Below are 22,121 nucleotides of genomic sequence, written 5' to 3'. Positions count from 1 at the left end.
CAGTAGAATTCAAATGTGTATGTTTAACTTCCATAGGGAGGATTAAAAATGAAAGCAAGTGACCAGATTGGCTCTAGGCTGAAACGGGATCTATTTACGAAAGGGGGATTACTGCTGGCATCGGAGAAGACCATATTGACAGATTCACTTGTCCAAGTCATCTCAAAGAATGGTGTACACGTCTCGAACGAAGATGTGGAACAGGTGACGCAACAGGAAAAGACCAATGAGAGTCTGGTGTATCGTGCGACGGAAGAAATGAGAGAAATCTTTGAATATATACATTCCACAGGCGATATACCTTTGGAAGAACTGCATATGAACATCATTCCCGCCATTCATCATGCTACGGAATATCCCAATCTTTACAGTGTGTTATCCGGGTTACAGGCAAAAGATGATTATACCTATCGCCATAATATCGGGGTAGCAGTAATTTCGACGATGATTGGCAAATGGATGCATTTGAATCAAGAGGAACTAAACTTGCTTACACTGGCTGCTGCGCTTCATGATGTCGGTAAAATCAAAATTTGCGATGAAATCCTGAATAAGCCTGGCAAATTTACAGATGAAGAATTCAACAAGATGAAGCAACATACAGTTTTTGGCTTTGAGATTATCCAGCAAATATCGAATCTGCATCCCCGTGTATCGTTAGTAGCTTTGCAGCATCATGAACGGGAGGATGGATGCGGGTACCCGAATAAAGTCAAAGGGAAGCAGATCGATTTATTCAGTAAAATTGTTGGCGTTGCTGATGTGTTTCATGCCATGACATCGAAACGGGTGTATAAGGAAGCCCAACCGTTTTTTAAAGTAATTGAGCAGATGATGGCAGAACGGTTTGGCAAGCTGGATCCGGTTATTTGCCATGTGTTTGTTCAACGGATGATGGAGATGGCGGTTGGAAGTCAAGTCATTCTTTCTGACGGTCAAAAGGGACGAGTTACCTTGATTCATCAAGAGGACCCGATTAAGCCATTGGTGCAACTTGATAACCATTATATTGATTTACGTAAGTGTCGCAACGTACAGATAGAGCAACTTGTTGGTTGAGTTGAGAGGAAGTTTGAGTGATGCTCGCAAAGATAATCATAGTAGATGATGTGTCGTTTATGAGACTAATGTTAAAGAACTTATTGGAAGAAGCAGGCTATAGTGTTATTGCAGAAGGGACCAATGGAGAGGAAGCTGTCCGCTTGTTCAAACAGTATAAGCCTGACTTGATCACTATGGATATTACCATGCCGAAATTGGATGGAATAAAAGCGTTGATGGAAATCAAGAAGGTTGATCCTAATGCTAGAGTCATTATGTGTTCAACAATGGCACAACGCAAATTGGTGATTCATGCGATCAGAGGCGGAGCAAACGATTTTTTGGTGAAGCCCATTCAGAGGGAGAATATACTTTCTGCTGTTGCAAAGGCATTAAAACAATAAAGGAGGCAGTTTATCACTGCCTCCCTGTTGCTATCATCGTCAATGCGATTTCTTGCCCTTGGAACTGAATGGTCAAATTGGCCTGATTCCGTCCCCATTTCGCAAAATCCCACGGGGCAACTGTATTTTCCTTTTGAGACTGAACCTGATAGACACCCGATGGCAGTGTTTGGACGTCATTTTGGCTGATCTTGTCCACCGTGTCTTGATAAGCAAAAGAGAACTTTTGAACCAGTGGTTCCTTGCCAATATAGCGAATTGTCAATGATTGATACAGCGTTCCTTTGTCCGGAGTAGTAGTAGTCACATACGTGCTTCGCAGGGATGCTTCCCAATCCCCGCTGCGTCCCTCTAACATGATGACTTGTTTGTTTTCATCCTTGTTTGCTGAACCGCAAGCAGTTAACGGGAGCACAAGGAGAAAGATGAGCAGGACGGTGATCCAAAAACGCAATTCAAACTCCTCCTCAATTTAAACCACTACATTTTTGGTTTTGCCCTGTACAACTACGCCAACTTTTTCCTCATAAACTTTAAACAAAGCAGCCATGTCTTCTTTGGGGTATTTTTCTTTTGCTTCTGCATACATTTTTTCTGCAAGCTGATTAATCGGCATGTCTACACCGTACGACTCGGCGAGCTCGGTTGCAATTTTCATATCCTTGTGCAGGAGTTCATTACTAAATCGGGCGGCAAAATCACGTTCATGGACAAGAGGAACAATGCGGTGCAACATTTTGGAGTCACCCGTACTAACGGTGAGTACGTCCCTCATCAGCTCTGTATCCACACCGATTTTGGTTGCCAGGGTAAATGTCTCTGCGAGCGCAGCCGTATGTACGCCAATCAGATAATTGTTCATCAGCTTGACAACACTGCCGTTTCCGATGTCACCAATATAAAATAGATGTTTGCCCATCGCTTCAAATACAGGAAGTGCACGGTCGAAATCAGAACGTTTGCCACCACACATTATCGCCAACGTGCCAGCCTCAGCACCCATCGGTCCTCCACTGATCGGCGCATCCATGTAGGAGCCACCTTTTGCCTGGATAGCATCATAACAACGCTTGTTGGTCAACGGGCTGACTGTGCTGTGATCAATAATCAGTTTATTGGTTAGATCAGCCTCGAGAATTCCGTCTGCACTGAAATAAACTTCTTCAATCGAAGGCGGCAATGGCAGACATGTAAGCAGGATATCAACCTTTTCCGCCAACTCACGTGGATTGCTTGCTTCAATGGCACCCAGACTCACTGCCTTGTCAATTGGTCCACGACTGCGAGACACAACATGTACATCAAAACCTGCCTGCAAAAGATTGCGAACCATTGGCATCCCCATAGTTCCTAGTCCAATAAATCCTATTCTTTCCATCTCTAGTATCCCTCCGCTTTCTCTTGCTATGTATAAGTTTGGGGCACCGCCCGGCGCTAGCGATAGCTTGTGTCGGGTGGGTTTTCTTACTATGCTTAGTCTACATGTGTGCTCGTCCTCATTCAAGATGAGGCCAAAGAATTTGCAGGTTGAGCGAAATGCTCAATAGAAATGAAGCAATTTCACTTGAACGATAGTGGGAATATCTATAACAAAGGGTGAGAATTTTGATGAAGAGAGTTGTTTTTTTAATCACCGCCTTGTCTGCATTAATCGGTGGGATGATTTGGCTAAGGATGGGCTTTGAATTGTCCATGATGCCCCCTGGTAACCCCGATGCTCAAATTTACCGAAGTTCTCAGTCTCTTATGCCATGGTTCGGATGCGGAATAGCTTGTATCGGCATAGGATTGGCTGGTTTATATGCGTCCCTAAAGGACGCAAAACGATCTGCACGATGGGCACTAAATGTTACTTTGCTCGGAAGCTTCCTTTATCTTTTTGGTACGATATCTCGTATTTCAATAGACTTGAGTATCCAGTACGAAGCTGCTCAGCCAATTGGTTTTCTAATAACAATCGCAGGGTTATTGTTTTTTAGTGTAAGCATGCTTAAGTCTCAATTATTACCGTTTTGGACCAGGGTTTTACTGTTGTTGAGTTCTGTTTCTTTACTCATATTTAATGACCAATTCATTACCGCATGGTCGTCGGTTCCCTTCGGAATATCATGGATGGGGTTAAGTGTTTATCTATTTAGGAAATTTGCTCAATAGTGCATATTGGTTACAGCAAAAAATTGCAGACTTTATTTTATATTTATAAAAATAACTCACAAAGGAAGGAATTTAATCAGAGTATCAAGAATTTACTACTTAAAAATGAATGAGTATTCATTCAAAAGTTCAGGGGGATGATGTATGATACTTAATCGTGTATTTGAACCGATTCAACTCGCAGGATTGACCTTGCCCAATAGGATTCTGATGGGTTCGATGCATGTCGGAATTGAAGGGCTCGAAAATGGAATGGAACGGCTGGCAACCTTTTATGCTGAGCGTGCCAAAGGTGAGGCAGGTCTGATTGTAACAGGTGGAATTGCGGTCTGCCCGGAAGGAGGAATTGGGGATGAGTATCTCAATATCTTCCACGACGATCACATTGAAAAAGCAAAACTGGTAGCAGATGCGGTTCACCGTGAAGGTGGGCGAATTGCCATGCAACTATTCCATACCGGTCGATACGCATACAAAGAAAAAACAGGTCTCGATCCAGTAGCTCCGTCTCCGTTGCGAGCTCCCATTAACAGCACCACACCACGTGAGTTGACATCCAGAGAAGTGGAAGAGACAATTCAGTATTTTGTAGATGCTGCGCTTCGGGCACAAAAAGCAGGCTATGATGCCGTAGAAATCATGGGTTCAGAAGGTTATCTCATCAACCAGTTCCTCTCTCCTGTAACGAACAAGCGGACAGATGAGTGGGGAGGCGATTTTGAACGCCGCAGTCGTTTTGGGGTAGAAATCGCGAAGCGGGTAAAAGAAGCGGTTGGCAAAGAATATCCGGTGATTTTCCGGATGTCAGGACTAGATCTGATTCCAGAGAGCACAACGATGGAAGAAACACAAGCATTTGCCAAAATGCTTCAACAAGCCGGGGTAGATGCGCTCAATATCGGCATCGGCTGGCATGAGTCACAGGTGCCAACAATCTATATGACGGTACCACGGGGCTCATTTGTCTGGGTAGCACAACAGATTAAAGCGGTTGTATCGATTCCTGTCGTGGTCAGCAACCGGATCAACGACGTTCGTCTGGCAGAAGAGATCCTCCGCACGCATTCCGTCGATATGGTCTCCATGGCTCGTCCGTTCCTAGCTGACCCATACATCGTGAAAAAGAGTGAAGCTGGTAAATTCGACGACGTAAACACCTGTATTGCTTGTAACCAGGCTTGTCTGGATCACGTGTTTTCTGGATTGCCAGCATCCTGTCTCGTCAATCCGGTCGCTGGAAGAGAGCTTGAATTACCTTTGGCTCCTGCAGATGTGAAGAAAACAGTAGCAGTAGTTGGCGCAGGCCCTGCTGGTCTGGAAGCGGCTCGTGTATTAGCCGAACGTGGACATCAGGTTGTACTGTTTGATAAATCTCCGGAAATCGGTGGCCAGCTCCTATATGCCAAACAGGTGCCAGGCAAAACAGAGTTCAATGAGACACTTCGTTATTATCGTGTTCAGTTGCATAAGCTTGGTGTTGATATTCGCCTCGGTCAGGAGGTTGCAGCAGAAGAGTTGCTTGCCGAGGGATTTGAGGAAGTGGTGTTGTCTACTGGTGTTTCCCCTCGACAATTAGACTTGCCTGGAGCAGACCTGCCGCATGTTGTTTCGTACACAGACGTGTTTGAAGGGAAAGCAAAAGTGGGCCGAAGAGTTGTCATCATCGGTGCGGGCGGAATTGCTTGCGACCTTTCCCATTTGCTGTTGAACAGTGGAGGTATTCGGGAAGAAGCGACGCAGTACCTGGTTGGCTACCGAATTTTGGATCCGAAAAACGTACATCGCTATTCATTGAGCGGGCGAAAAATCACCATGCTTCGCCGAGGCAAGCATGTGGGCACTGGCTTGGGAAAAACCACGCGCTGGGCAACGATCGCAACCCTGAAACACCATGGTGTAGAGATGATTACCCAAATTGATTACAAGGAAATTACGCCAGAGGGTGTGACAATTATTCGCAACGGAGAAGAGGAATTCATCTCTGCTGATACGGTGATTATCGCTGCTGGCGCCAATTCAAATACTCAATTAAGTGAAGAATTACAGGACAAAGTGCGCTATCATATAATAGGTGGCGCCAAAACAGCAGGAGAATTGGATGCGAAACGGGCCATCTATGAAGGAACCATTATCGGTCGTCAAATCTAATGCCACGCTTTTCGTCCAGTCAGGTTGAACAACTTCAGGCAGGCGGATTGCTTCGTGGTAAGGTGCCTGGAGGTTGGCTGGAATGAAAAAGTGGAAAATCATGATCAGTGGCTTTGGTTCTGTAGGATATCATGTTGCTGGGTTCCTCGAAGCAAGACGTGAACACTATCGTCAAAAGTACGGGGCAGATGTCCAATTGGTTGCCGTCTGCAAATCACGTTCTGGCATATATGATCCCGAAGGACTGACACTCACTGAGATAGAGGAATTTCGAAACGGTACAGTAACAGACAAGGAATCAGCAGAATATACGGGAGCCGGTTTTGTTGCACAGGCGGGGATCGATGTATTGATTGAGGCAGGGCCAACCAACTTCGAGCATGGAGAACCTGGCATGTCGTATCTTCGCAGTGCGCTGCAAAAGCATATCCATGCGATCGCCATATCCAAAGGAGCCTTGGTGCTCGACTACCAAGGCCTCTCTACACTTGCCAAGCAGCATCATGTGATGCTAAAAATCAGCGGTGCTACCGCCGCCGCCTTACCGACCATCGACCTGCTTGAATATAATTTGGCTGGCTGTGAAGTGAAATCGATGAGCGGAATATTTACTGGTACAACCAACTTCATTTTGACCAAAATGGTAGATGAGCAGTTGAGCTTTGAAGAAGCGGTAGCCCTCGCCCAACAAATGGGAATCGCCGAGCCAAATCCGCAATTTGATATCGACGGCTGGGATACGGCCTGCAAAATGACGATTCTTGCCAATGCCGCTTTCGAAACAGCCGTACAGCTAAAAGATGTCAAGCGAGAGGGGATTGGACCGATCACAAGTGATGAGCTGGCACAATACCGTGAACAGAACGTTGTTCCCAAGTTGATCGGAAGTATTGTGCGGACAGAGCAAGGTGTTACCGTACAGGTGAAAAAGGAATTACTGCCAGTTGATCATCCGCTTGCGCAAGTCAAAGGTACAACCAAGGCAGTTTACGTAGAAACAGATGTGATGGGAGATTTTCTGGTCGTCGGAGGAAAGTCTGATCCACGAGCAGCAGCGGCGGCAGCCTTAAAAGATCTGGAACATATCCTTCAAAAGCATAACTGATCGTCACAGGAAAGATTCTGCCTTTCGGGGCAGGGTCTTTTTTATTATGGGGACAGGCTTACCAATATAATAAAGGTAAAAATGTTCAGAAAATTGCATATTGTCAAGATATGAATGTGACGATATAATGAAATTACAAAGTTCACAATTTCGTAACAAACATTGTGATTCGAAACACAGCAGAGGTGATCCGAATGGGAATGTATGCTCTCGTACTCTTCGTTGTTAATCTCTTGATCGGTGTTGGATTCTGTTCTTACTACGTAAATCGTATCCCAGAAGGAACATTGCCTGCTGAATAACCGTTCAGGGGGCGAAAGTATGGAAGGACTCTTTTATGTTGAATTGGTATTTACTACAACTATCTCACTTTTGACATTGTTCTTGCCTTCGTTAATGGCTAGAACGGATAATCAGAAAGCATAAATCAACTGTTCATCAACGATCATCCATTCAAAAACAGAAGTATCCGATAAGCAGGTACGTGCCGTGTACTTGATCGGATACTTTTTTCTGTGAGTACGAACTCAGCAGTTTCCATTGCTTCCACCCATTCTTTTCTATATACTCATAGTGTCCAACTTGTTTAAGGATCAGAGGAAAATAATGATTTAGAGGATGGATGGAATTCATGAATTGGAAGTTCTTGATTGTGATAACAACAATTCTGATGATTCTCTCGGGATGTGCAACCTCTCCCCAAAACCCTCAAACAGCACCACAGGCCCCAGCAGAGGGGCAAGGTGCGATCTCTGAGGAAGAGATGACTAGGATTGCAACAGAATGGATTACCAAGCAGCAGAAGTTGAACGAGGCGAAGGATGAAGCGGAATTAAAGGAAAAGATAAATGAGCTGTATATTCCGGAAGCCACCGCTGCGCAAAATGTGTTCAAGCTGGCAAAGAAAAGCCTCGGTAACAAGGTAGACGTGAAAATTCTTCGCTTGAAACCAACTGCCCTCGGTGCTGATTCCTTTGAATTCAAAGTGATGTATGAAACAACCTTTACATCACCTGCAGGACAGAGCTTTACCCGGGCAGAAGAGCATTTGTTTGTCTTGCAAAAGGTAGACAACGTGTTTAAATACGCAAGCAACAGATAGATTCAGCCAAAAGAAAAAGAGCAGATTGCCATCACAAGGCATCTGCTCTTTTTTAGTTTAGGGCCCCGCCCGACGACGCTCAGGACGTGCGAGTGTCGACGATGCAACACGGATGTTGCGTTTAGTCGACCGCTAGCGATAGCTTGTGTCGGGTGGGTTTTCTTATTCCCATGCGACAACGACTTTGTTCTTCCCAGTGGTTTTTGCCAGAATCTCAGCATCGTCAGCTTTACGAATCAGTTGGTCAATTGTTGTGGTTTGACAAAGCTCCACTGATGCGACGCCGGCACTGATGGTTACCCGATACGGTCGTCCATTGGAAAACTCTTCTTCAATCTGCTGGCGCAGATCTTCTGCGATTCGCTCTGCGATCAGCCCATCTGTCTTGGGCAGGATGAGCAGAAGTTCTTCTCCGCCGAATCGTCCGGGAATATCCTTCTTGCGCAGAATCGAACGGATCATATCCGATATTTCACGAAGCACTTTATCCCCTTCCTGGTGCCCGAACTCGTTTACTTTGCGGAAGTTGTCAATATCGATCATGATCAGTGACATATCAAGACCGTGCCGAAGTGAAATGTCCAATTCGGTTTGCAACTGTCCAATAAAATATCGGCGTTGGTAGAACCCGGTGAGGTTGTCTATCATCATTTCCATGTAGTGTAGCCCGTTGGAAATATGCGGCTTGATAAAGGACAAGAAGTTCTCCATATGTTGTCGATTCGTTTCTGCCAAATCATTGGCATATACCGTCAATTTGATAAATTCATCACCTTGTTGATACAGGAGATAGTCCAGCTTCGTTTTCGACTGGCGGGATCGCTGGAACAGCATCTTGTCGTTTTTGTCAATCAAGCCAGATGCTGAATAAAAGAAAGTTTCTTTGGAATAGAACAAATTGCATGAAATTGATGTATGTGTAACCGGAAAGTATCGGAACAACGAATTGGATAGCTGCTGGAAGGTGTTAGCCAGCTCCAGCGATTCCGTAACCTGTTCACTTAGCTGGATAATAATTTGCAAATCAAGGGATTGATGCAAAAGCTGTTCTCTCTCTTCCATCAACTTCAGGACGATGGGTTCATTCGTCAAGGAAGACGTCGGATGAATGTATTGAGGTTGTACGACGTTACGTAACTTGGTCGAAAGCTCTTCATACCATTGATTTTTCTCAATCAATTTGTATCCGTTAACGGAGCGTCGCAAGTACAACATCCCTTTTTGCAAGTCACCCTGTCTCATAATCCAGTTGGCATAGGCTCGGTGCAGATCAGGCCAAAAAACATCATAGCTGTATTTCTTGAGATACTCTTCAAAACGTTCCAGCCAGTAGCCTGTCTCATTTGAATTGTGAGCGAGCAAGAGTCCAATCATTTCTCGATAAGACCATCCTGCTTGCAGACGATAGCCGTTTTTGGCAATGCTTTTCCTGAAGAGATCACATGCTTTATCAACGTCACCAAGGCGAGCAGCGTAGAGTCCATCGATGAAGAGAGTGAATTCATTCTCCTGTTCCCACTCATAGGCAAGCGGAAGCTCTTCCCCGCGTCGAAAAGCAGCATAGCGCCTGTAAACTTCCAATACGAACTTGCCAGATGATGTCATTTGCTCACTCGTTAATTTGTTGAAAATTTCATCGAACACATCCCATTGCTCCCATTCGCAAGCATAGAAAAGCTGATGGGTATGGTATTGTTCGTTCAAATCTCTGCGCTGTAACTTGCCAACACGCGAAGCCTGATGCAAATGGTAACGGTAACTGGTCAAATCACCCTGAAAGAGGGTAACTTCCATACCGTTAAGATGGCTGATCTGTTCTTTCCCTGTAAATCCATAGCGGCGGGAGATATCCAGGCATCGATACAGATTCCTTCGACCCAAACGCACATTGCTGTGAAAAATGTAGGAATTGGTCAATTCGATCATCAAATCCTGATGCGGCGTACCTTCCAGTACAGATTCCACTTTGCACAGCAAAGAGGATGCCCACTCTTCTAGTTCAGGGAAGTATTGGAACAACATGATGGTATACATGATGCTGATTTCAGCAAATGATCTTGTAGAAATTTGGTGCCGATTGGGATGAATCTCGTTTACGTACATCTGATGCAGAATCTCGGCTACATCCCGGTGCAAAGGGAGAATGAAGTCAAGATAGATGAACAGATGGGCTGCATGCACTTTATCCACGATGTTTTCTTCGGTTTCCAAATACGACAGGAGTTCATGTTTGACTGAAACTGCATCGAGTTGGTTCGTAAACAGCTTGATCCGCATCAAGATGAACCGATCAAAAGCTTTATTCGTTTTTTTATAGAGGGCGTCAGCCAGTTTCTCTGCTTGATCGTAAGAATTGAGTCGCATGTACAGCAAACAGAGCAGTCGATCCCAGCACAATATTTTCGTCCGATGCAGCCTATGTTGCAACTGACGGATATTTTCAATTAATGCTTTGCGCTGATCCAGTGTCAGCAAATTCCTGATCTGACGATAGTACTTGATCGAGTAATAGTATTCAATTCTCGGCTCATCAGCCAAACCAGCGATTTCAATCAGGACAGGATAGGTGATATATCTGCTTTTCTGTGTAAGCGGAAGTGCTTTCTTGTAGTAAACAACCTGCTCAGATGTAGGCAAATCGTGCAAGACTCGTTTGGCTACATCGAACGGCATGAATACACTCTCATCGGTGTACACCAGGAGTAAGCTTGCTTTTGCCATTCGTTTCAGAAAATAGGTGAGCTGGTTATCATCCAGTCCGTTGCTTATGAAAATCGAACGGGCATTGATCGGCACAGGCATGCAGGCAAAGATTCGCAACAATTCCATATCGGATTCCGGAAGACTTGTAATTTGCTGAGAGATTACCAAGTCGGGGTCAACCTGATCCAATTCTACGAGACAATTGCTTGTGGCTACCCATCCATGGCTCGTCAACTGGACACAATTTCTGCGAATCAATTCCGTGATGAGAGGCGGACATTGGTGAAACTCGATCTGTTTATCTACAAACCATGTAGTTAGCATCTCTAGTAATGACGCATCTGCACGTCCAAAGAGAGATTCCAATAAATCTCGATAAAGTCCCGCTTCTTTTTGTCCAAGGGCAATCTTATAGAAACCAATATCCGGAAATAAACTCGGTGCACTCGCTCCGCTGAAGATCACATGCAAGCCGGAAATCTTTTCATTATACTTTTGCCAAAACAGAAGGAAGACACGTTGGGAGTCAGCATCGATGCGTTCACAGTTTTCGTATATGTAGTACAGGCTCTGCAATTGGAACATGGGCAGCATTTCCGTATAAAAAGAGAAAAGCCAATCAACCAAAGCCAAATCCAGGTCATTTCCTTCTGAATGTCTGCTGATCAGACGCTCAAATTTACGGGACAGTCCACGCAGTTTACTCGATGACTCTGGAATATTCTCATACGCCATCAGCAACGTCCGGTCAATAGCTTCACGCAGGGCTGCAAATGGCAAGGTTTTGCATCGGATATTGAAGAAAAAGTGATCCTCTAACACTTCAATGACGTGGTGCCGCAGTGCATTAATACGTGTAACCTCGTCTTCACAAAGGATTCCGATCATTTGCATACCCTGAGTACGCAAAAAAGAACGCAAAGTTGACTGATTCCTGCAATTGATCGGCGGCGCCATCGGGTGTAGCCAAACGGGGCTTGAGCTGTAATGGGTAATGGGAACGATGTCCTCACCGATCATTTGGCGTAATTCAGTGGTGATTTCTTCCGCAAAAATAAATCGTTCCGGTGTGAGCATCAAGCTGCTGCAAAGCGAATGCAGCACCTGAGGAAGAGATGCTTCCACGCTACGAGGTTCTTTGGGGAAATGTCCCAATACAATCCAGTGTATCATCAGGCCGATGGAGTAAAAGTCGCAGATACGACTAAACTCATGCTTGCGTGAATAGCTGGAAAGAAGAATATAGGGGTAATCTTCCAATAGATTATTCACAAAAGGATACGAAGAGGTATATGGTTGAATGTCTAAAATAATTTTATGACTTTTGGGATGGAAATAAATCATCTCGGGAACCAAGAACCCCATGCAAAATTGATGTTTGTGCAGCTTGGCAAGGGCTTCGGTTAAAGCAATGATAATCCTGATCTTCGAGAACAGATCCAGATCAAGTGTATTGATGGCGGAGAGTGGCAGGAATCCTACCGGTAAGGACGGCAAAGACACATTCAAGTTGCCTTCAACCATACGCCAGTTTGCAGGTTGTCTGAACTCTTCTCCTTGGGCAACCAGTTGCCACGTCTGCAGCCTATGAATGATTTGCCTCTGATGAAAATACTTCCAGGTCCTTTTGGAAAAATCCATCGTCGAACCGATGTTGCGGTGCGTCAAGGTCATGCAATGAGGAGAATTTGTTAGGAGCGTTACTTCTGTTTCCATGACGTCACTCCAGTACGCAATAATTCGTTAATATTGTTAAAAGTAGTTCACATAATTTTATAATAAATTATCAAATCCGAAAAGAAGGTATGATTGTATTATAAATGATTTTGACATGTCAAGATTTTAGATGTTTTGTCGAATCTATTCCTTTTCCCCAAAAATAATTGTTAAATAGAATCACATACATATAATTTTTATACCATGGGAGTAGAAGGGTGGCGTCGCCATGAATGATAACGGAATCCTATTAGGGAAGCGTCATTTTTTATACTGTAAAGACAAGACGGTCAATGTGGAAGGTTGGATATTCTACCTCACGACTAGCTTTAAAGTTATCGCAGGCGGCAATTCTGGACCCGGTGAAACCCTCATAAGTCTTTATAAAGATAATGAAAAAATAGCCCAATTATCGTTGACTCATAAAAAGATTGAGTCAAATCTGACCATCCAAGCTGTTTCAAGTGACATCTTGCTTGAGGTATCGGCAACACTTCGCACGGTAACTCTTACAGAAAAAATGTAGAAAGAAGGCCATCAATCCGCACGTCGGTATTGGTGGTTTTTTTGTAATCAGTCATAATAGAGACGAGTATCTTGTTTAGGAGGCGACAGAATGAATCAATTGACAGTAGGAAATTTTCGCTTGCACTGGTTAGATGGGGGCCTTACGCAGCTTGACGGCGGAGCGATGTTCGGCGTCGTGCCCAAACCTCTTTGGAGCAAACGCTATCCCTCGAATGAACTGAACCAGATTCCATTAAAAGCAGATCCAATCTTGGTCCAAGTAGGAGACAAGCACCTCCTGATCGAGTCAGGGATGGGTAGAAATCGTCTTACGGATAAACAAAAGCGCAACTTCGGACTGGCAGAAGAATCTCGAGTGGAAGAGTCTTTGGCCAAATTAGGCTTATCTCCTGATGACATCGATTACGTATTGATGACACATATGCATTACGATCATGCTAACGGATTGGTATCCAAAGAAGGAGAGCAACTGTTTTCCACCTTTTCGAAAGCCACAATCTATGTTCAGGAACAAGAGTGGGAAGAAATGAGAAATCCAAATATTCGTTCCCGCAATACATACTGGGAAGAAAACTGGCGACCGATTGAACAACAGGTGGTAACCTTTGGAGAAAAATTGACTGTCTTGCCGGGCATCGAGCTGCACCATACAGGCGGACACAGTCAGGGACACTCGATTGTGAAACTGGAGAGTGAGGGGGAGATTCTGCTGCATCTGGCTGATATCCTGCCAACTCATGCTCATCAGAATTCACTTTGGGTCATGGCATATGATGACTATCCGATGGCGTCCATTTTTGCCAAGGAAAAATGGATTAAGGATGGGATTCAGGCAGGGGCATGGTTTAGCTTTTACCATGATGCTGTGTATCGGGCAGTGAAGTGGAATGAGCAAAATGAAATTGTTGAAAAGATGGAGATAAAATAAAGAAATATTATTTTTTCATGAAAAAAGTGTTGATTAACAATTGACGAACCATACTCGGGTCTCTACAATAAGAAAAAATCCGAATGACTGTTATGTTGATATGTTTTGGCAGAACAGTTGGAAGGGGTGGAGAGCTTGGGTAGGGTTCGTGATTTTTTACAAGAGTTTCATCCCATTATTCATTCGCTGTTGGTTGGTACTATTTTCGTTCGAGCAGCCAGTTCGATGAGTATGCCTTTCTTGTTTATTTACCTTTCCAGAACGACAGACATGGATTTAGGTACGATTGGTTTGACAGTCGGTGCTGGTTCGCTTGCGGGTACCGTAGGGGGATTTGTTGGCGGGACACTGTCAGATATGTTCGGTCGAAGGAAGGTGCTTTTGGGAGCGTTGTATGTTTGGACATTTGTGTTTCTTGGTTTCGCATTCGGAAGCGGAACGCTCTTTTTTATCTTTCTGAGTATGCTCGGCGGCCTCTGTCGATCCTTTTACGAGCCGGTTTCACAAGCGTTAATGGCTGATTTGACCACGCCTGAGAAGCGATATCGGGTTTTCGCCCTCCGTTATACAGCGATTAACGTTGGTGTGGCTGTTGGGCCGATTATTGGAGCGATTTTGGCTACGAGAGACGGGGCATTGCCGTTCCTCATGACAGCAATTATTTATACGATTTACGTCATTAGCCTGCAGTATTTGCTTAACCGATTCGGAATTCGTCAAATTGAAGGACAGAAAAAGGAGCAGATCACGTTTGGAGGCGCATGGAATGTCGTGGTAAGCGATGTCGCATTCCGTTTCTTTGTGGTAGGTGGTGCGCTTGGTGCAATCGGCTATTCGCAAATGTCAGGCAGTCTCTCCAAGTTCGTAGAGATGACCGTTCCCAACGGGGTTGCCCTGTTTTCGATTTTAATGAGTGTCAATGCGGTGGTCGTCGTGTTGATGCAGCTGCCTTTGACCAGATGGGGCGAAAAAAGATCCCCGCTGCAGAGCATCCTGGCGGGGAACATTATGTATGTCATTGGCGATGTTGGGTTCGCCTTTGCCGACAACTGGACTTATTTCATCATTGCCATGGTATTCTTTACGTTTGGTGAAATCCTGACGTTTACTGCGTCGGATGTGTTTATTGATCGTCTGGCACCAGCTCACATGAGAGGCACGTACTACGGAGCCAAAAGCTTCAGCAACCTTGGGCACTTCATCGGTCCTTGGATGGGTGGTCTGGTGTTGTCATCCTACGGTGGCACACCGCTGTTTCTTCTGGTTGCAGCGATCTCGATGAGCAGTACCCTGTTCTTTTGGGGTGGCAAGCGGCAATATCAGCGTGTGACAGGGCAAGAGCTGAAAGCGGTTCGTTCCGATCAACCTGCTGTTTAATCAACTATTGCAATGCTTGAATGATTCGATCCGCCATTTTGATATAGCCGTCGCTGTTTGGATGGAAATGGTCGGAATACAGATACTTTTTTTCCTTCGCAAAGAAGAGATCATAGGTAGGAACCACGATTACTTTTTGGTAGCGTGCGGCAATTTGATTGGCCTGATTGTTCCAGGCAAGGACTGGAGTCGTGGTTTCGATTGCAGCCTCCGTATCCCCAAATGGATTGTATAACGAGCTGTAGACAACGGTTGCCTTCGGGTTGAGCTCCCGGATTTCCCGCAGGATAGCGGTGTAATTATCCGCCAGTTTAACAGTTGCTTGCTCTACTTTTTTGCGATCCAGTTCGCGAAGTCCGCCACTCGACTGGAACAAATCGTTTCCGCCGATGGTAAACAGGATGAGATTGGCTTCTTTCAGCAGTTTTTTCACTTGTGCCTGTTGAAGTTGTTCTACCAATCCATCCGATTTCAGTCCGTTAATGCCCAGATTGGTAAGGGTGATCGATTGCTTGTTCGTCTTTTCCAGTGCTTGTCGAACTCTTCCTACATATCCGAGACCCTCCGCATCACCTGTACCTCTAGTCAATGAATCACCGAGAGAGACCACACGCAGTGTATTGGTTTCGGGCAGTGGCGCTGTCTCGACAGGTTGATTCGTTGAAGGAGCAGTTGGTTTTGCGGGAGCAAGAACTTCAGGTTTGAGAGCGAGAGCAAATCCGGTAACCAGTAATAAGAAGGAAGCGAAGGCGACAATGCCAATGCTTCGCCATAACAGATTGCTTGCAGGGGGGCGCATATGAGTGCCTCCTTTTTTCTATTTATATGAGTGCATGGTATAGTGAACCTCTCATCAATAAAATTAATGAGTTTCTCAAATCAACGGGACTCGTAACCTTGTCCCTCCTTGAAGGCTAGTTCCTAGCCTCGTTCATTTCCTACGACACTTTCTGTAAGGCCATTTGCAAGATATTGCGTGTAGCGTTTACATCACGATCATTCACATAGCCACAGGAACAACGATGAAGCCGTTCCGACAATGATTTCTTCACGATTTCTCCACAGTTGGAGCATTGTTGAGATGTGTTGTATGGGTTGACTTGTACAACTTGACGACCAGCACTTTCAGCCTTGTACATCACGAATTGCACAAGTTGACTCCATCCAGCATCAACAATACTTTTGGCAAGGTTGTGGTTTTTCGCCATCCCTTGCACATTCAAATCTTCAACTGCAATCAACTGATAGTGATTGACCAGTTGACGTGAAACTTTGTGTGCATAATCTTTCCGTTGGAGAGCAATACGTTGATGCAATCTCGCCAGATGTTGAACAGCTTTTTGTCTCCGCTTGGAACCTCGTTGTTTTTTTGCTACAGCACGTTGCAAGTCTTTCAGCTTTCGCTCACTCTTTCGCAAATATTGGGGGGAGTCAAAAAAATGTCTTTATTTTCCCTTCGATATTGCGATGTAATCGTATTCGTACAGAACCAATTTTGCTAAGCTTGAGATATCTTCCTTTTACTGCAAAACCACTTTGTGGATAGATAAAAGAGTTATATTGGCTTTGTGGCTTGAATCGTGGAAATCCGACTTTTTCACCATTTTTGACACGCCGAAAGAACGCTTGATACGACTTGTCCAATCGCTCTACAACGTTTTGGAGCACTTGCGAATGTACTTGCTTTAATCCAGGAATATGCTTCCTTCTTTCAGGCAAGGTTGCTTTTTGTTGATGGTACGTTAGCGATTCATTATTTTCTTTGTAGGCATGTATTCGTTCTTCCAGTAGTCGATTGTACAGAAGACGACAACGCTCCAATGTGAAGCGAATATGTTCTTGTTGCTGCTTATTTGGGTACAATCGAAACTTAAGGGTTCGTATCATCACTCGTTCCCTTCTTTTGATTTTCAATATATTTCTTGATAGCTTGTTCAGAAATAGAACCAATGGTTTCGATAAAGAAGCTGTTATTCCAAAGATTTCCTTCCCGCAGTCTTTTCTTGAGTTGTGGGAACTTCAACAACAATTTCCGAGCCGATATGCCCTTTAACATTTTGACGATATACGATGGGGCTACTTTTGGGTGTGCAGAAGCAAATACATGAACATGGTCTTTTTCTTCCACCTCCACCATGACCAGTTCAAACCCTTTATCCTGTGCAATTTCGTGAAACACTTTTTTCAGATAGGCTTCGATTTCTGTTGATAATACAGCATGACGATACTTGACCGACCAAATAATGTGGTAATTGACGTTGTAGACACATGTTCTAGCATGTTTAATGTTTGCTTTTGGCATACATATAGTATAACATATATACGATTGAAAGCCTATTATTCAAGACATATTTCAACTACATGTAGTCTTTAGAGTGAGTTAAAATTCATTGACCTGCTAATCCCATAAAGGGGCATTGAACAAGCTCGCAAATGGGAGCAAGAAAGGTGAGAATGCATGACTGAAGTGGTATTATCCGTTTCTCACTTACAAAAGGTGATTGGAAAACGAAAGATTATTCAGGATATTACTTTTGATGTTTTTGCGGGAGAGGTATTTGGTTTCCTTGGCCCCAACGGAGCAGGGAAGACAACGACCATCCGCATGCTGGTCGGGCTCGCATCCGTTACATCTGGCAAGATCATGATCGGCGAGTACAATCTGCACAAGCAATTTCCCGAGGCGATTCGTCAGGTAGGCTGTATCGTAGAAAATCCCGAGCTGTACAAATTTCTGACTGGCAGAGAAAATCTGGAGATGTTTGCCCGCATGAGCGGTGATGTGACACCAGAGCGGATCCAGGAGGTGATTCGGTTTGTTGATCTCGAGCAGGCGATTGACGATAAGGTGAAAACCTACTCTCTCGGGATGCGACAACGTCTGGGAATTGCTCAGGCGCTATTACATAAACCCAAAGTGCTCATCCTGGATGAACCAACCAATGGGCTTGATCCTGCGGGGATCCGGGAACTCCGTCTATTTATCCGCAAACTTGCCGAGGAGGAAGGGCTTGCGGTATTTATCTCCAGCCACTTACTAAGTGAAATTGAGATGATGTGTGATCGAGTAGCGATTATTAACAAAGGCAAGGTCATTTCGGTCGGATTGGTTCAGGATCTGATGGAACAATTCGCTGATCAGGTAGAATGGGAATTCGATACTGAACAAGTAGAATCAGGAATGAAGACACTGCGGTCACTTCCCTATGTTTCGGAAGTCTGGGTGACAGACAACAAATTAGTGAAATGCCGAATGGATCTTGAACAAATTTCGCAGGCGAATGAAACGTTGGTTCATGCAGGTGTCTCGGTCCGGGGGATTGGCAACAAGACCGTGACATTGGAAGATCTATTTTTGTCATTGACAGGCGGTGGTGACCAGGATGGCAGGTAATATGCAAGCACTTGTGCAGAATGAGACATTGAAAATATTACGTAGACGCCGTTTCCTGGTAGTCGTCTTGATTCTGGCCATATTAATCCCGATTTTCACATATGCGCAGTATAAGTCGGTTCTTACTGTCCAGGAAAGAATGGGCACTACGGATTGGCGGGCAATGCTCCAGCAACGAATCGTCGATATGACGAACCGACTGTCCTCCAGCCGCCTTCCAGAAGAGTGGAGAGAGCTAATCAAAATTAACATACAGCAACAACAGTATTATCTCGATCACGACATCAATCCGGATGCTCCTGGAGGACCAACATTCTCCCGTGCGTTTATGGACCAGGCAGTCTCGCTGTTTTTGCCGATGATGATTGTCGTACTGGCCGTCGATCTTATTTCAGCTGAACACAGTGAGGGTACGATCAAACTGCTTTTAACCCGGCCCGTTCGAAGGTGGAAGATACTGACGAGCAAATATATTACGCTACTTTTATTTACCTCGTTAACTGTACTTTTGGCATTGGTCATGTCATATTTGATCTCAGGTGTTGTGTTTGGATACCGGGGATGGGATATGCCCGTGCTGACCGGGTTTAAAGTAGTTGCAGGCGAATTGGATACCTCATCGGTGTTCATGCTGCCACAGTGGCAGTATCTGCTGATGCAATACGGTTTGGGTTGGTTCGTCTGCATAGTGGTCGGGACGATTTCATTTATGGTGTCGGTACTGATCCGCAGTGCTGCCGCAGGGATGGGTATCATGATGGCAGCGTTGATCAGCGGCTCGATTTTGACCCAGATGGCTTCCTCTTGGGACAGTGCCAAATATCTGTTTATCGTCAACCTGCAACTGACGGACTATCTGGCAGGCTCGTTGCCGCCAATTAAAGGAATGACATTGCCCTTTTCGTTAACAGTCCTGTCTGTTTGGGCCATTGTCGCTCTTGTTGTGTCGTATGCAGTTTTTATCAAAAGAGATGTGACAACCTAAAATTAATAAAAAGGTAAGCACATAGTTCGCTATGCTGCTTACTTTTTTGCATACTTGCCTGCAATTTCGTGACTTATTCAACAGCATAGAAGAAGTTTTGGGAGCCAACCAGTTTGCCATTTTGATAAAACTTTATCGCTCTCGGATCACTTTCTGCCTCAAAAGATATGATTGTATCTCGAGTTTGTTGGGAATTTTGTTGTTCTTCAAAAAATACGTGAATCACACCAGATTTGGAGACCACGCTAATGTTTTGAGGAAGCCTCCAGTTGTGGAAAGCAATTTGATAAACTCTGCCACGGGCGTGAGTATCAATCGTAAAAACATTAACTCCATCTTTTGATTTAACTGATATGATTTTGAACAAGCTTTCGTCGTAGGGGATATATGTATAGGGAACGAGGCGATAGGAGTAATATCCCAAACAGAGTAAAAGCACTAAACCTATCGATATAAAAATGAATACCAGTCGTTTTTTTGACAAGCGTATCTCTCCTTAAAAAGAAAGACGCTTTCCGTTTTGGATGAAAGCGTCTGATTGCGTTGTCAGCTATTTTGTAGTATCTAGGCAGTTACTTTTTCCACGTAATTCCCTTCGCCAAATCAATCAATTGATCCAGACTGCCTCCGTGACCCGAGAGAATCACGTACAACTGTGTGTTATTCTCTGATGTCATGAAGTGGACAGCATGCTCATTCGCTGAACTTGTCGGGTCGAGTTTGTAGGTTACCGCAATGGCCTGGTTTCCGTCTATAGTAAAGAGCTTCCGGTCAGCGAATGTACCAGGAATGGAGAGGGATCTTTCTCCAACTACCGGATTTACTTCAATCGCTACCTGATTGCTGCCGTTGGTATATACGCCAGACAGACCGATGACATGTTTGCTCGTCTGCGACTCGTATCGCAAGGAAAGAGAGTCGAGTCGATACCCATTCGACGATTGGCCGAGAGCTGGAATTGGCAGATCAGATGCTTGTACAGCGGTTTCAATCTCCGTGAACGTTGAAACGGTAACATTTGCTGCTGTATCCGACAAGGACGTGCTCGATAGTGTATTAAACTCACCATCAAGCAAATCAGCAGGAGTGCTGTCAGGTGTTTGCGGCTCATCCGGTGCAATCGTCTGAGGTGACTGATTCGGATCGATCTTCGCACCTTCAGGGTTGAGGGGAGCCAGTGCGAACATCGGAACTTTGGATTCAGGTTCAGTGGTCGTTGCCGGTGGAGCTTTTTTCGCTTGAGCAGAATCTGACGCTGGTGTATTCTGTTGAATCTGTTTGCTGCGTGAACTCATATCTGTTTTTGCTACACTGTTGGATGACAGGGCTTGCGGTTGTTTAAGCAATGGTTGGCTGTTTGCTGGTGCCTCCACAGGTGTTTCGCTTGGTGCTGTCGTGTTTGGTACTGCTGCATTTGTTTCTGGCGGCGCCATGGCAGTACCCATTTCTGGTGAGGCTGCTGGTGCCGTGGTGCTTTCGTTTGGTGCTGGACTCGCATCATTCGATGCAGACTGTTGTGCCGGTAAATTTCGAACAGAAGCCAATGGTGCTGCTTGTTGCTCCAGTTGTTGATTCACTTGAGGCCACGTAATCAGGCCGATAGCAAAGATGGCAGCCGCTGCACCAATCCAAACGGTTGAAGCTGAGAAAAACTTGCGAGGACGGGTAAATGAACGCTTCTCGATCGTCACATCTTGTTGTGCAGCCAAATGAGGTGGCATTACTGCAGTTCTGGCCGTTTCGTAGATCGCCTGCATAATTCGTTCCTCTAGCTGGGGAGAAGGCTGTGGAAACTCTTTCAAGTACGTAACCTCCTCATCGCGTAAACTGTATGCCTCAATCCAGAGAAGGCAATCATCACACGTTTCAATATGGCTTTCGATGTGGGAGTGAGTAGCCTCGTCATTACCCTGTATCCAATTGTCTCTAAATTCCTGGCAGTTCATGGACGAGCCCTCCTTCCGTTCTTTGAAGTATTTTTGCCAATTCTTGACGAGCTCGAAGATAACGGACACGTGCGGTTGATTCCGCCACACCTAGTAGAGAAGCAATTTTATCAAATGGATATTCATGGGTACAACGAAGCACGATCACTTCCTGATAAGAGTCGGAGAGCTGAGAAAAGGCTCTCTCGATTTCACGTCGCTGTTCTTTTCCAAGAAGTGATTCCTGTGGCGATTCATCTCTCGCTTGGGATGGAATGTAAGCTAATTGCTCATCAGAATCGTGAAATTTGCGTCTGCGGATAAAATCAATAGTACGGTTTCTTGCCATGGTGTGGAGCCAGGTGGAGAACTGGCTGTCCCCTCGATAGGAAGAGAGTTTTTCGTAGGCTTTGACGAATACCTCCTGCGTCAAGTCCTCCGCATCCGAATGGTTGTTAACCATTTTATAAATAAAGACGAAGATCATTCGTTGATATCTCTGGATTAAGTCACGGTATGCTTCGAGATCCCCTTGTAAGATCTGCTGGATAATTTCGTTATCCGATTGCATCGATCTTCCGGCCTCCCTTCCCTATAATTGAGACGATTCT

The 22,121-nt window shown here is 44.9% G+C and carries 21 protein-coding genes; 11 read left to right on the top strand and 10 right to left on the bottom strand.

Annotation, left to right across the window (positions count from 1 at the left end):
* Positions 1-48: 48 nt before the first annotated feature.
* Complete coding sequence (locus ACPW7N_RS14505) at positions 49-1,059, top strand: HD-GYP domain-containing protein (RefSeq protein WP_425651821.1); 1,011 nt, start codon at positions 49-51, stop codon at positions 1,057-1,059.
* Between the two features lie 20 nt (positions 1,060-1,079).
* Entirely contained in the window at positions 1,080-1,445 is a 366-nt protein-coding gene (locus tag ACPW7N_RS14500) for a response regulator (RefSeq protein ID WP_425651820.1), read from the top strand.
* 13 nt (positions 1,446-1,458) lie between these two features.
* Here the strand turns inward: ACPW7N_RS14500 and ACPW7N_RS14495 are convergent, their stop codons facing one another.
* On the bottom strand, positions 1,459-1,899 hold the full coding sequence (locus ACPW7N_RS14495) for a hypothetical protein (protein WP_425651818.1): 441 nt from the start codon (positions 1,897-1,899) through the stop codon (positions 1,459-1,461).
* An 18-nt stretch (positions 1,900-1,917) separates the two neighbouring features.
* Complete coding sequence (locus ACPW7N_RS14490) at positions 1,918-2,823, bottom strand: NAD(P)-dependent oxidoreductase (RefSeq protein ID WP_425651817.1); 906 nt, start codon at positions 2,821-2,823, stop codon at positions 1,918-1,920.
* A 230-nt stretch (positions 2,824-3,053) separates the two neighbouring features.
* Between ACPW7N_RS14490 and ACPW7N_RS14485 the strand changes: the two genes are divergently transcribed.
* From ACPW7N_RS14485 to ACPW7N_RS14470, 4 genes are all read left to right on the top strand, one after another.
* Positions 3,054-3,599, top strand: a complete 546-nt coding sequence (locus tag ACPW7N_RS14485) for a hypothetical protein (RefSeq protein ID WP_425651815.1) — start codon at positions 3,054-3,056, stop codon at positions 3,597-3,599.
* A 144-nt stretch (positions 3,600-3,743) separates the two neighbouring features.
* On the top strand, positions 3,744-5,747 hold the full coding sequence (locus tag ACPW7N_RS14480) for an oxidoreductase (protein WP_425651813.1): 2,004 nt from the start codon (positions 3,744-3,746) through the stop codon (positions 5,745-5,747).
* 82 nt (positions 5,748-5,829) lie between these two features.
* Positions 5,830-6,852, top strand: a complete 1,023-nt coding sequence (locus tag ACPW7N_RS14475; protein ID WP_425651812.1) for a homoserine dehydrogenase — start codon at positions 5,830-5,832, stop codon at positions 6,850-6,852.
* 631 nt (positions 6,853-7,483) lie between these two features.
* The gene (locus ACPW7N_RS14470; RefSeq protein ID WP_425651811.1) at positions 7,484-7,954 is read left to right on the top strand and encodes a YajG family lipoprotein; all 471 of its coding nucleotides are present in this window, start codon (positions 7,484-7,486) and stop codon (positions 7,952-7,954) included.
* 162 nt (positions 7,955-8,116) lie between these two features.
* Here the strand turns inward: ACPW7N_RS14470 and ACPW7N_RS14465 are convergent, their stop codons facing one another.
* Positions 8,117-12,373, bottom strand: coding sequence for a GGDEF domain-containing protein (locus tag ACPW7N_RS14465; protein ID WP_425651810.1), 4,257 nt, complete (start codon positions 12,371-12,373; stop codon positions 8,117-8,119).
* A 229-nt stretch (positions 12,374-12,602) separates the two neighbouring features.
* Between ACPW7N_RS14465 and ACPW7N_RS14460 the strand changes: the two genes are divergently transcribed.
* From ACPW7N_RS14460 to ACPW7N_RS14450, 3 genes are all read left to right on the top strand, one after another.
* Positions 12,603-12,899, top strand: coding sequence for a hypothetical protein (locus tag ACPW7N_RS14460; protein ID WP_425651809.1), 297 nt, complete (start codon positions 12,603-12,605; stop codon positions 12,897-12,899).
* 90 nt (positions 12,900-12,989) lie between these two features.
* Complete coding sequence (locus tag ACPW7N_RS14455; RefSeq protein WP_425651808.1) at positions 12,990-13,829, top strand: YtnP family quorum-quenching lactonase; 840 nt, start codon at positions 12,990-12,992, stop codon at positions 13,827-13,829.
* Between the two features lie 135 nt (positions 13,830-13,964).
* A complete protein-coding gene (locus tag ACPW7N_RS14450; RefSeq protein WP_425651807.1) occupies positions 13,965-15,206 on the top strand; it encodes an MDR family MFS transporter in 1,242 nt (413 codons plus the stop codon).
* A gap of 4 nt (positions 15,207-15,210) precedes the next feature.
* On the opposite strand, the gene ACPW7N_RS14445 is transcribed toward ACPW7N_RS14450, so the two are convergent.
* The 4 genes from ACPW7N_RS14445 to tnpA all read right to left on the bottom strand — a co-directional run bounded on the left by ACPW7N_RS14445 (position 15,211) and on the right by tnpA (position 17,508).
* Positions 15,211-16,005 carry a GDSL-type esterase/lipase family protein gene (locus ACPW7N_RS14445; protein WP_425651806.1) on the bottom strand — a complete coding sequence of 265 codons (795 nt, stop codon included), beginning with the start codon at positions 16,003-16,005 and terminating at the stop codon, positions 15,211-15,213.
* A 139-nt stretch (positions 16,006-16,144) separates the two neighbouring features.
* A complete protein-coding gene (locus tag ACPW7N_RS14440; RefSeq protein ID WP_425651805.1) occupies positions 16,145-16,594 on the bottom strand; it encodes an RNA-guided endonuclease InsQ/TnpB family protein in 450 nt (149 codons plus the stop codon).
* Between the two features lie 43 nt (positions 16,595-16,637).
* Positions 16,638-17,093 carry an RNA-guided endonuclease InsQ/TnpB family protein gene (locus ACPW7N_RS14435; RefSeq protein WP_425651804.1) on the bottom strand — a complete coding sequence of 152 codons (456 nt, stop codon included), beginning with the start codon at positions 17,091-17,093 and terminating at the stop codon, positions 16,638-16,640.
* Positions 17,077-17,508, bottom strand: coding sequence for an IS200/IS605 family transposase (gene tnpA / locus ACPW7N_RS14430; protein WP_425651803.1), 432 nt, complete (start codon positions 17,506-17,508; stop codon positions 17,077-17,079). Before tnpA ends, ACPW7N_RS14435 begins: the two co-directional genes overlap by 17 nt.
* A gap of 156 nt (positions 17,509-17,664) precedes the next feature.
* On the opposite strand from tnpA, the gene ACPW7N_RS14425 reads away from it, so the two are divergent.
* Positions 17,665-18,600: an ABC transporter ATP-binding protein gene (locus ACPW7N_RS14425; protein ID WP_425651802.1), complete on the top strand. Its 936-nt coding sequence runs from the start codon at positions 17,665-17,667 to the stop codon at positions 18,598-18,600.
* Position 18,601: 1 nt separating this feature from the next.
* Complete coding sequence (locus ACPW7N_RS14420) at positions 18,602-19,585, top strand: ABC transporter permease subunit (RefSeq protein ID WP_425651867.1); 984 nt, start codon at positions 18,602-18,604, stop codon at positions 19,583-19,585.
* A gap of 73 nt (positions 19,586-19,658) precedes the next feature.
* Here the strand turns inward: ACPW7N_RS14420 and ACPW7N_RS14415 are convergent, their stop codons facing one another.
* From ACPW7N_RS14415 to ACPW7N_RS14405, 3 genes are all read right to left on the bottom strand, one after another.
* Positions 19,659-20,069, bottom strand: a complete 411-nt coding sequence (locus ACPW7N_RS14415; protein ID WP_425651801.1) for a hypothetical protein — start codon at positions 20,067-20,069, stop codon at positions 19,659-19,661.
* 88 nt (positions 20,070-20,157) lie between these two features.
* Positions 20,158-21,531, bottom strand: a complete 1,374-nt coding sequence (locus ACPW7N_RS14410) for a hypothetical protein (RefSeq protein ID WP_425651800.1) — start codon at positions 21,529-21,531, stop codon at positions 20,158-20,160.
* Entirely contained in the window at positions 21,512-22,081 is a 570-nt protein-coding gene (locus tag ACPW7N_RS14405) for an RNA polymerase sigma factor (RefSeq protein WP_425651799.1), read from the bottom strand. Before ACPW7N_RS14405 ends, ACPW7N_RS14410 begins: the two co-directional genes overlap by 20 nt.
* Between the last annotated feature and the right edge of the window lie 40 nt (positions 22,082-22,121).

The organism is Brevibacillus nigriterrae (assembly GCF_049846925.1).
Lineage (GTDB): Bacteria > Bacillota > Bacilli > Brevibacillales > Brevibacillaceae > Brevibacillus_H.
The sequence above is the reverse complement of the archived record's forward strand: the minus strand, read 5'-3'. Positions and strand labels throughout refer to the sequence as shown.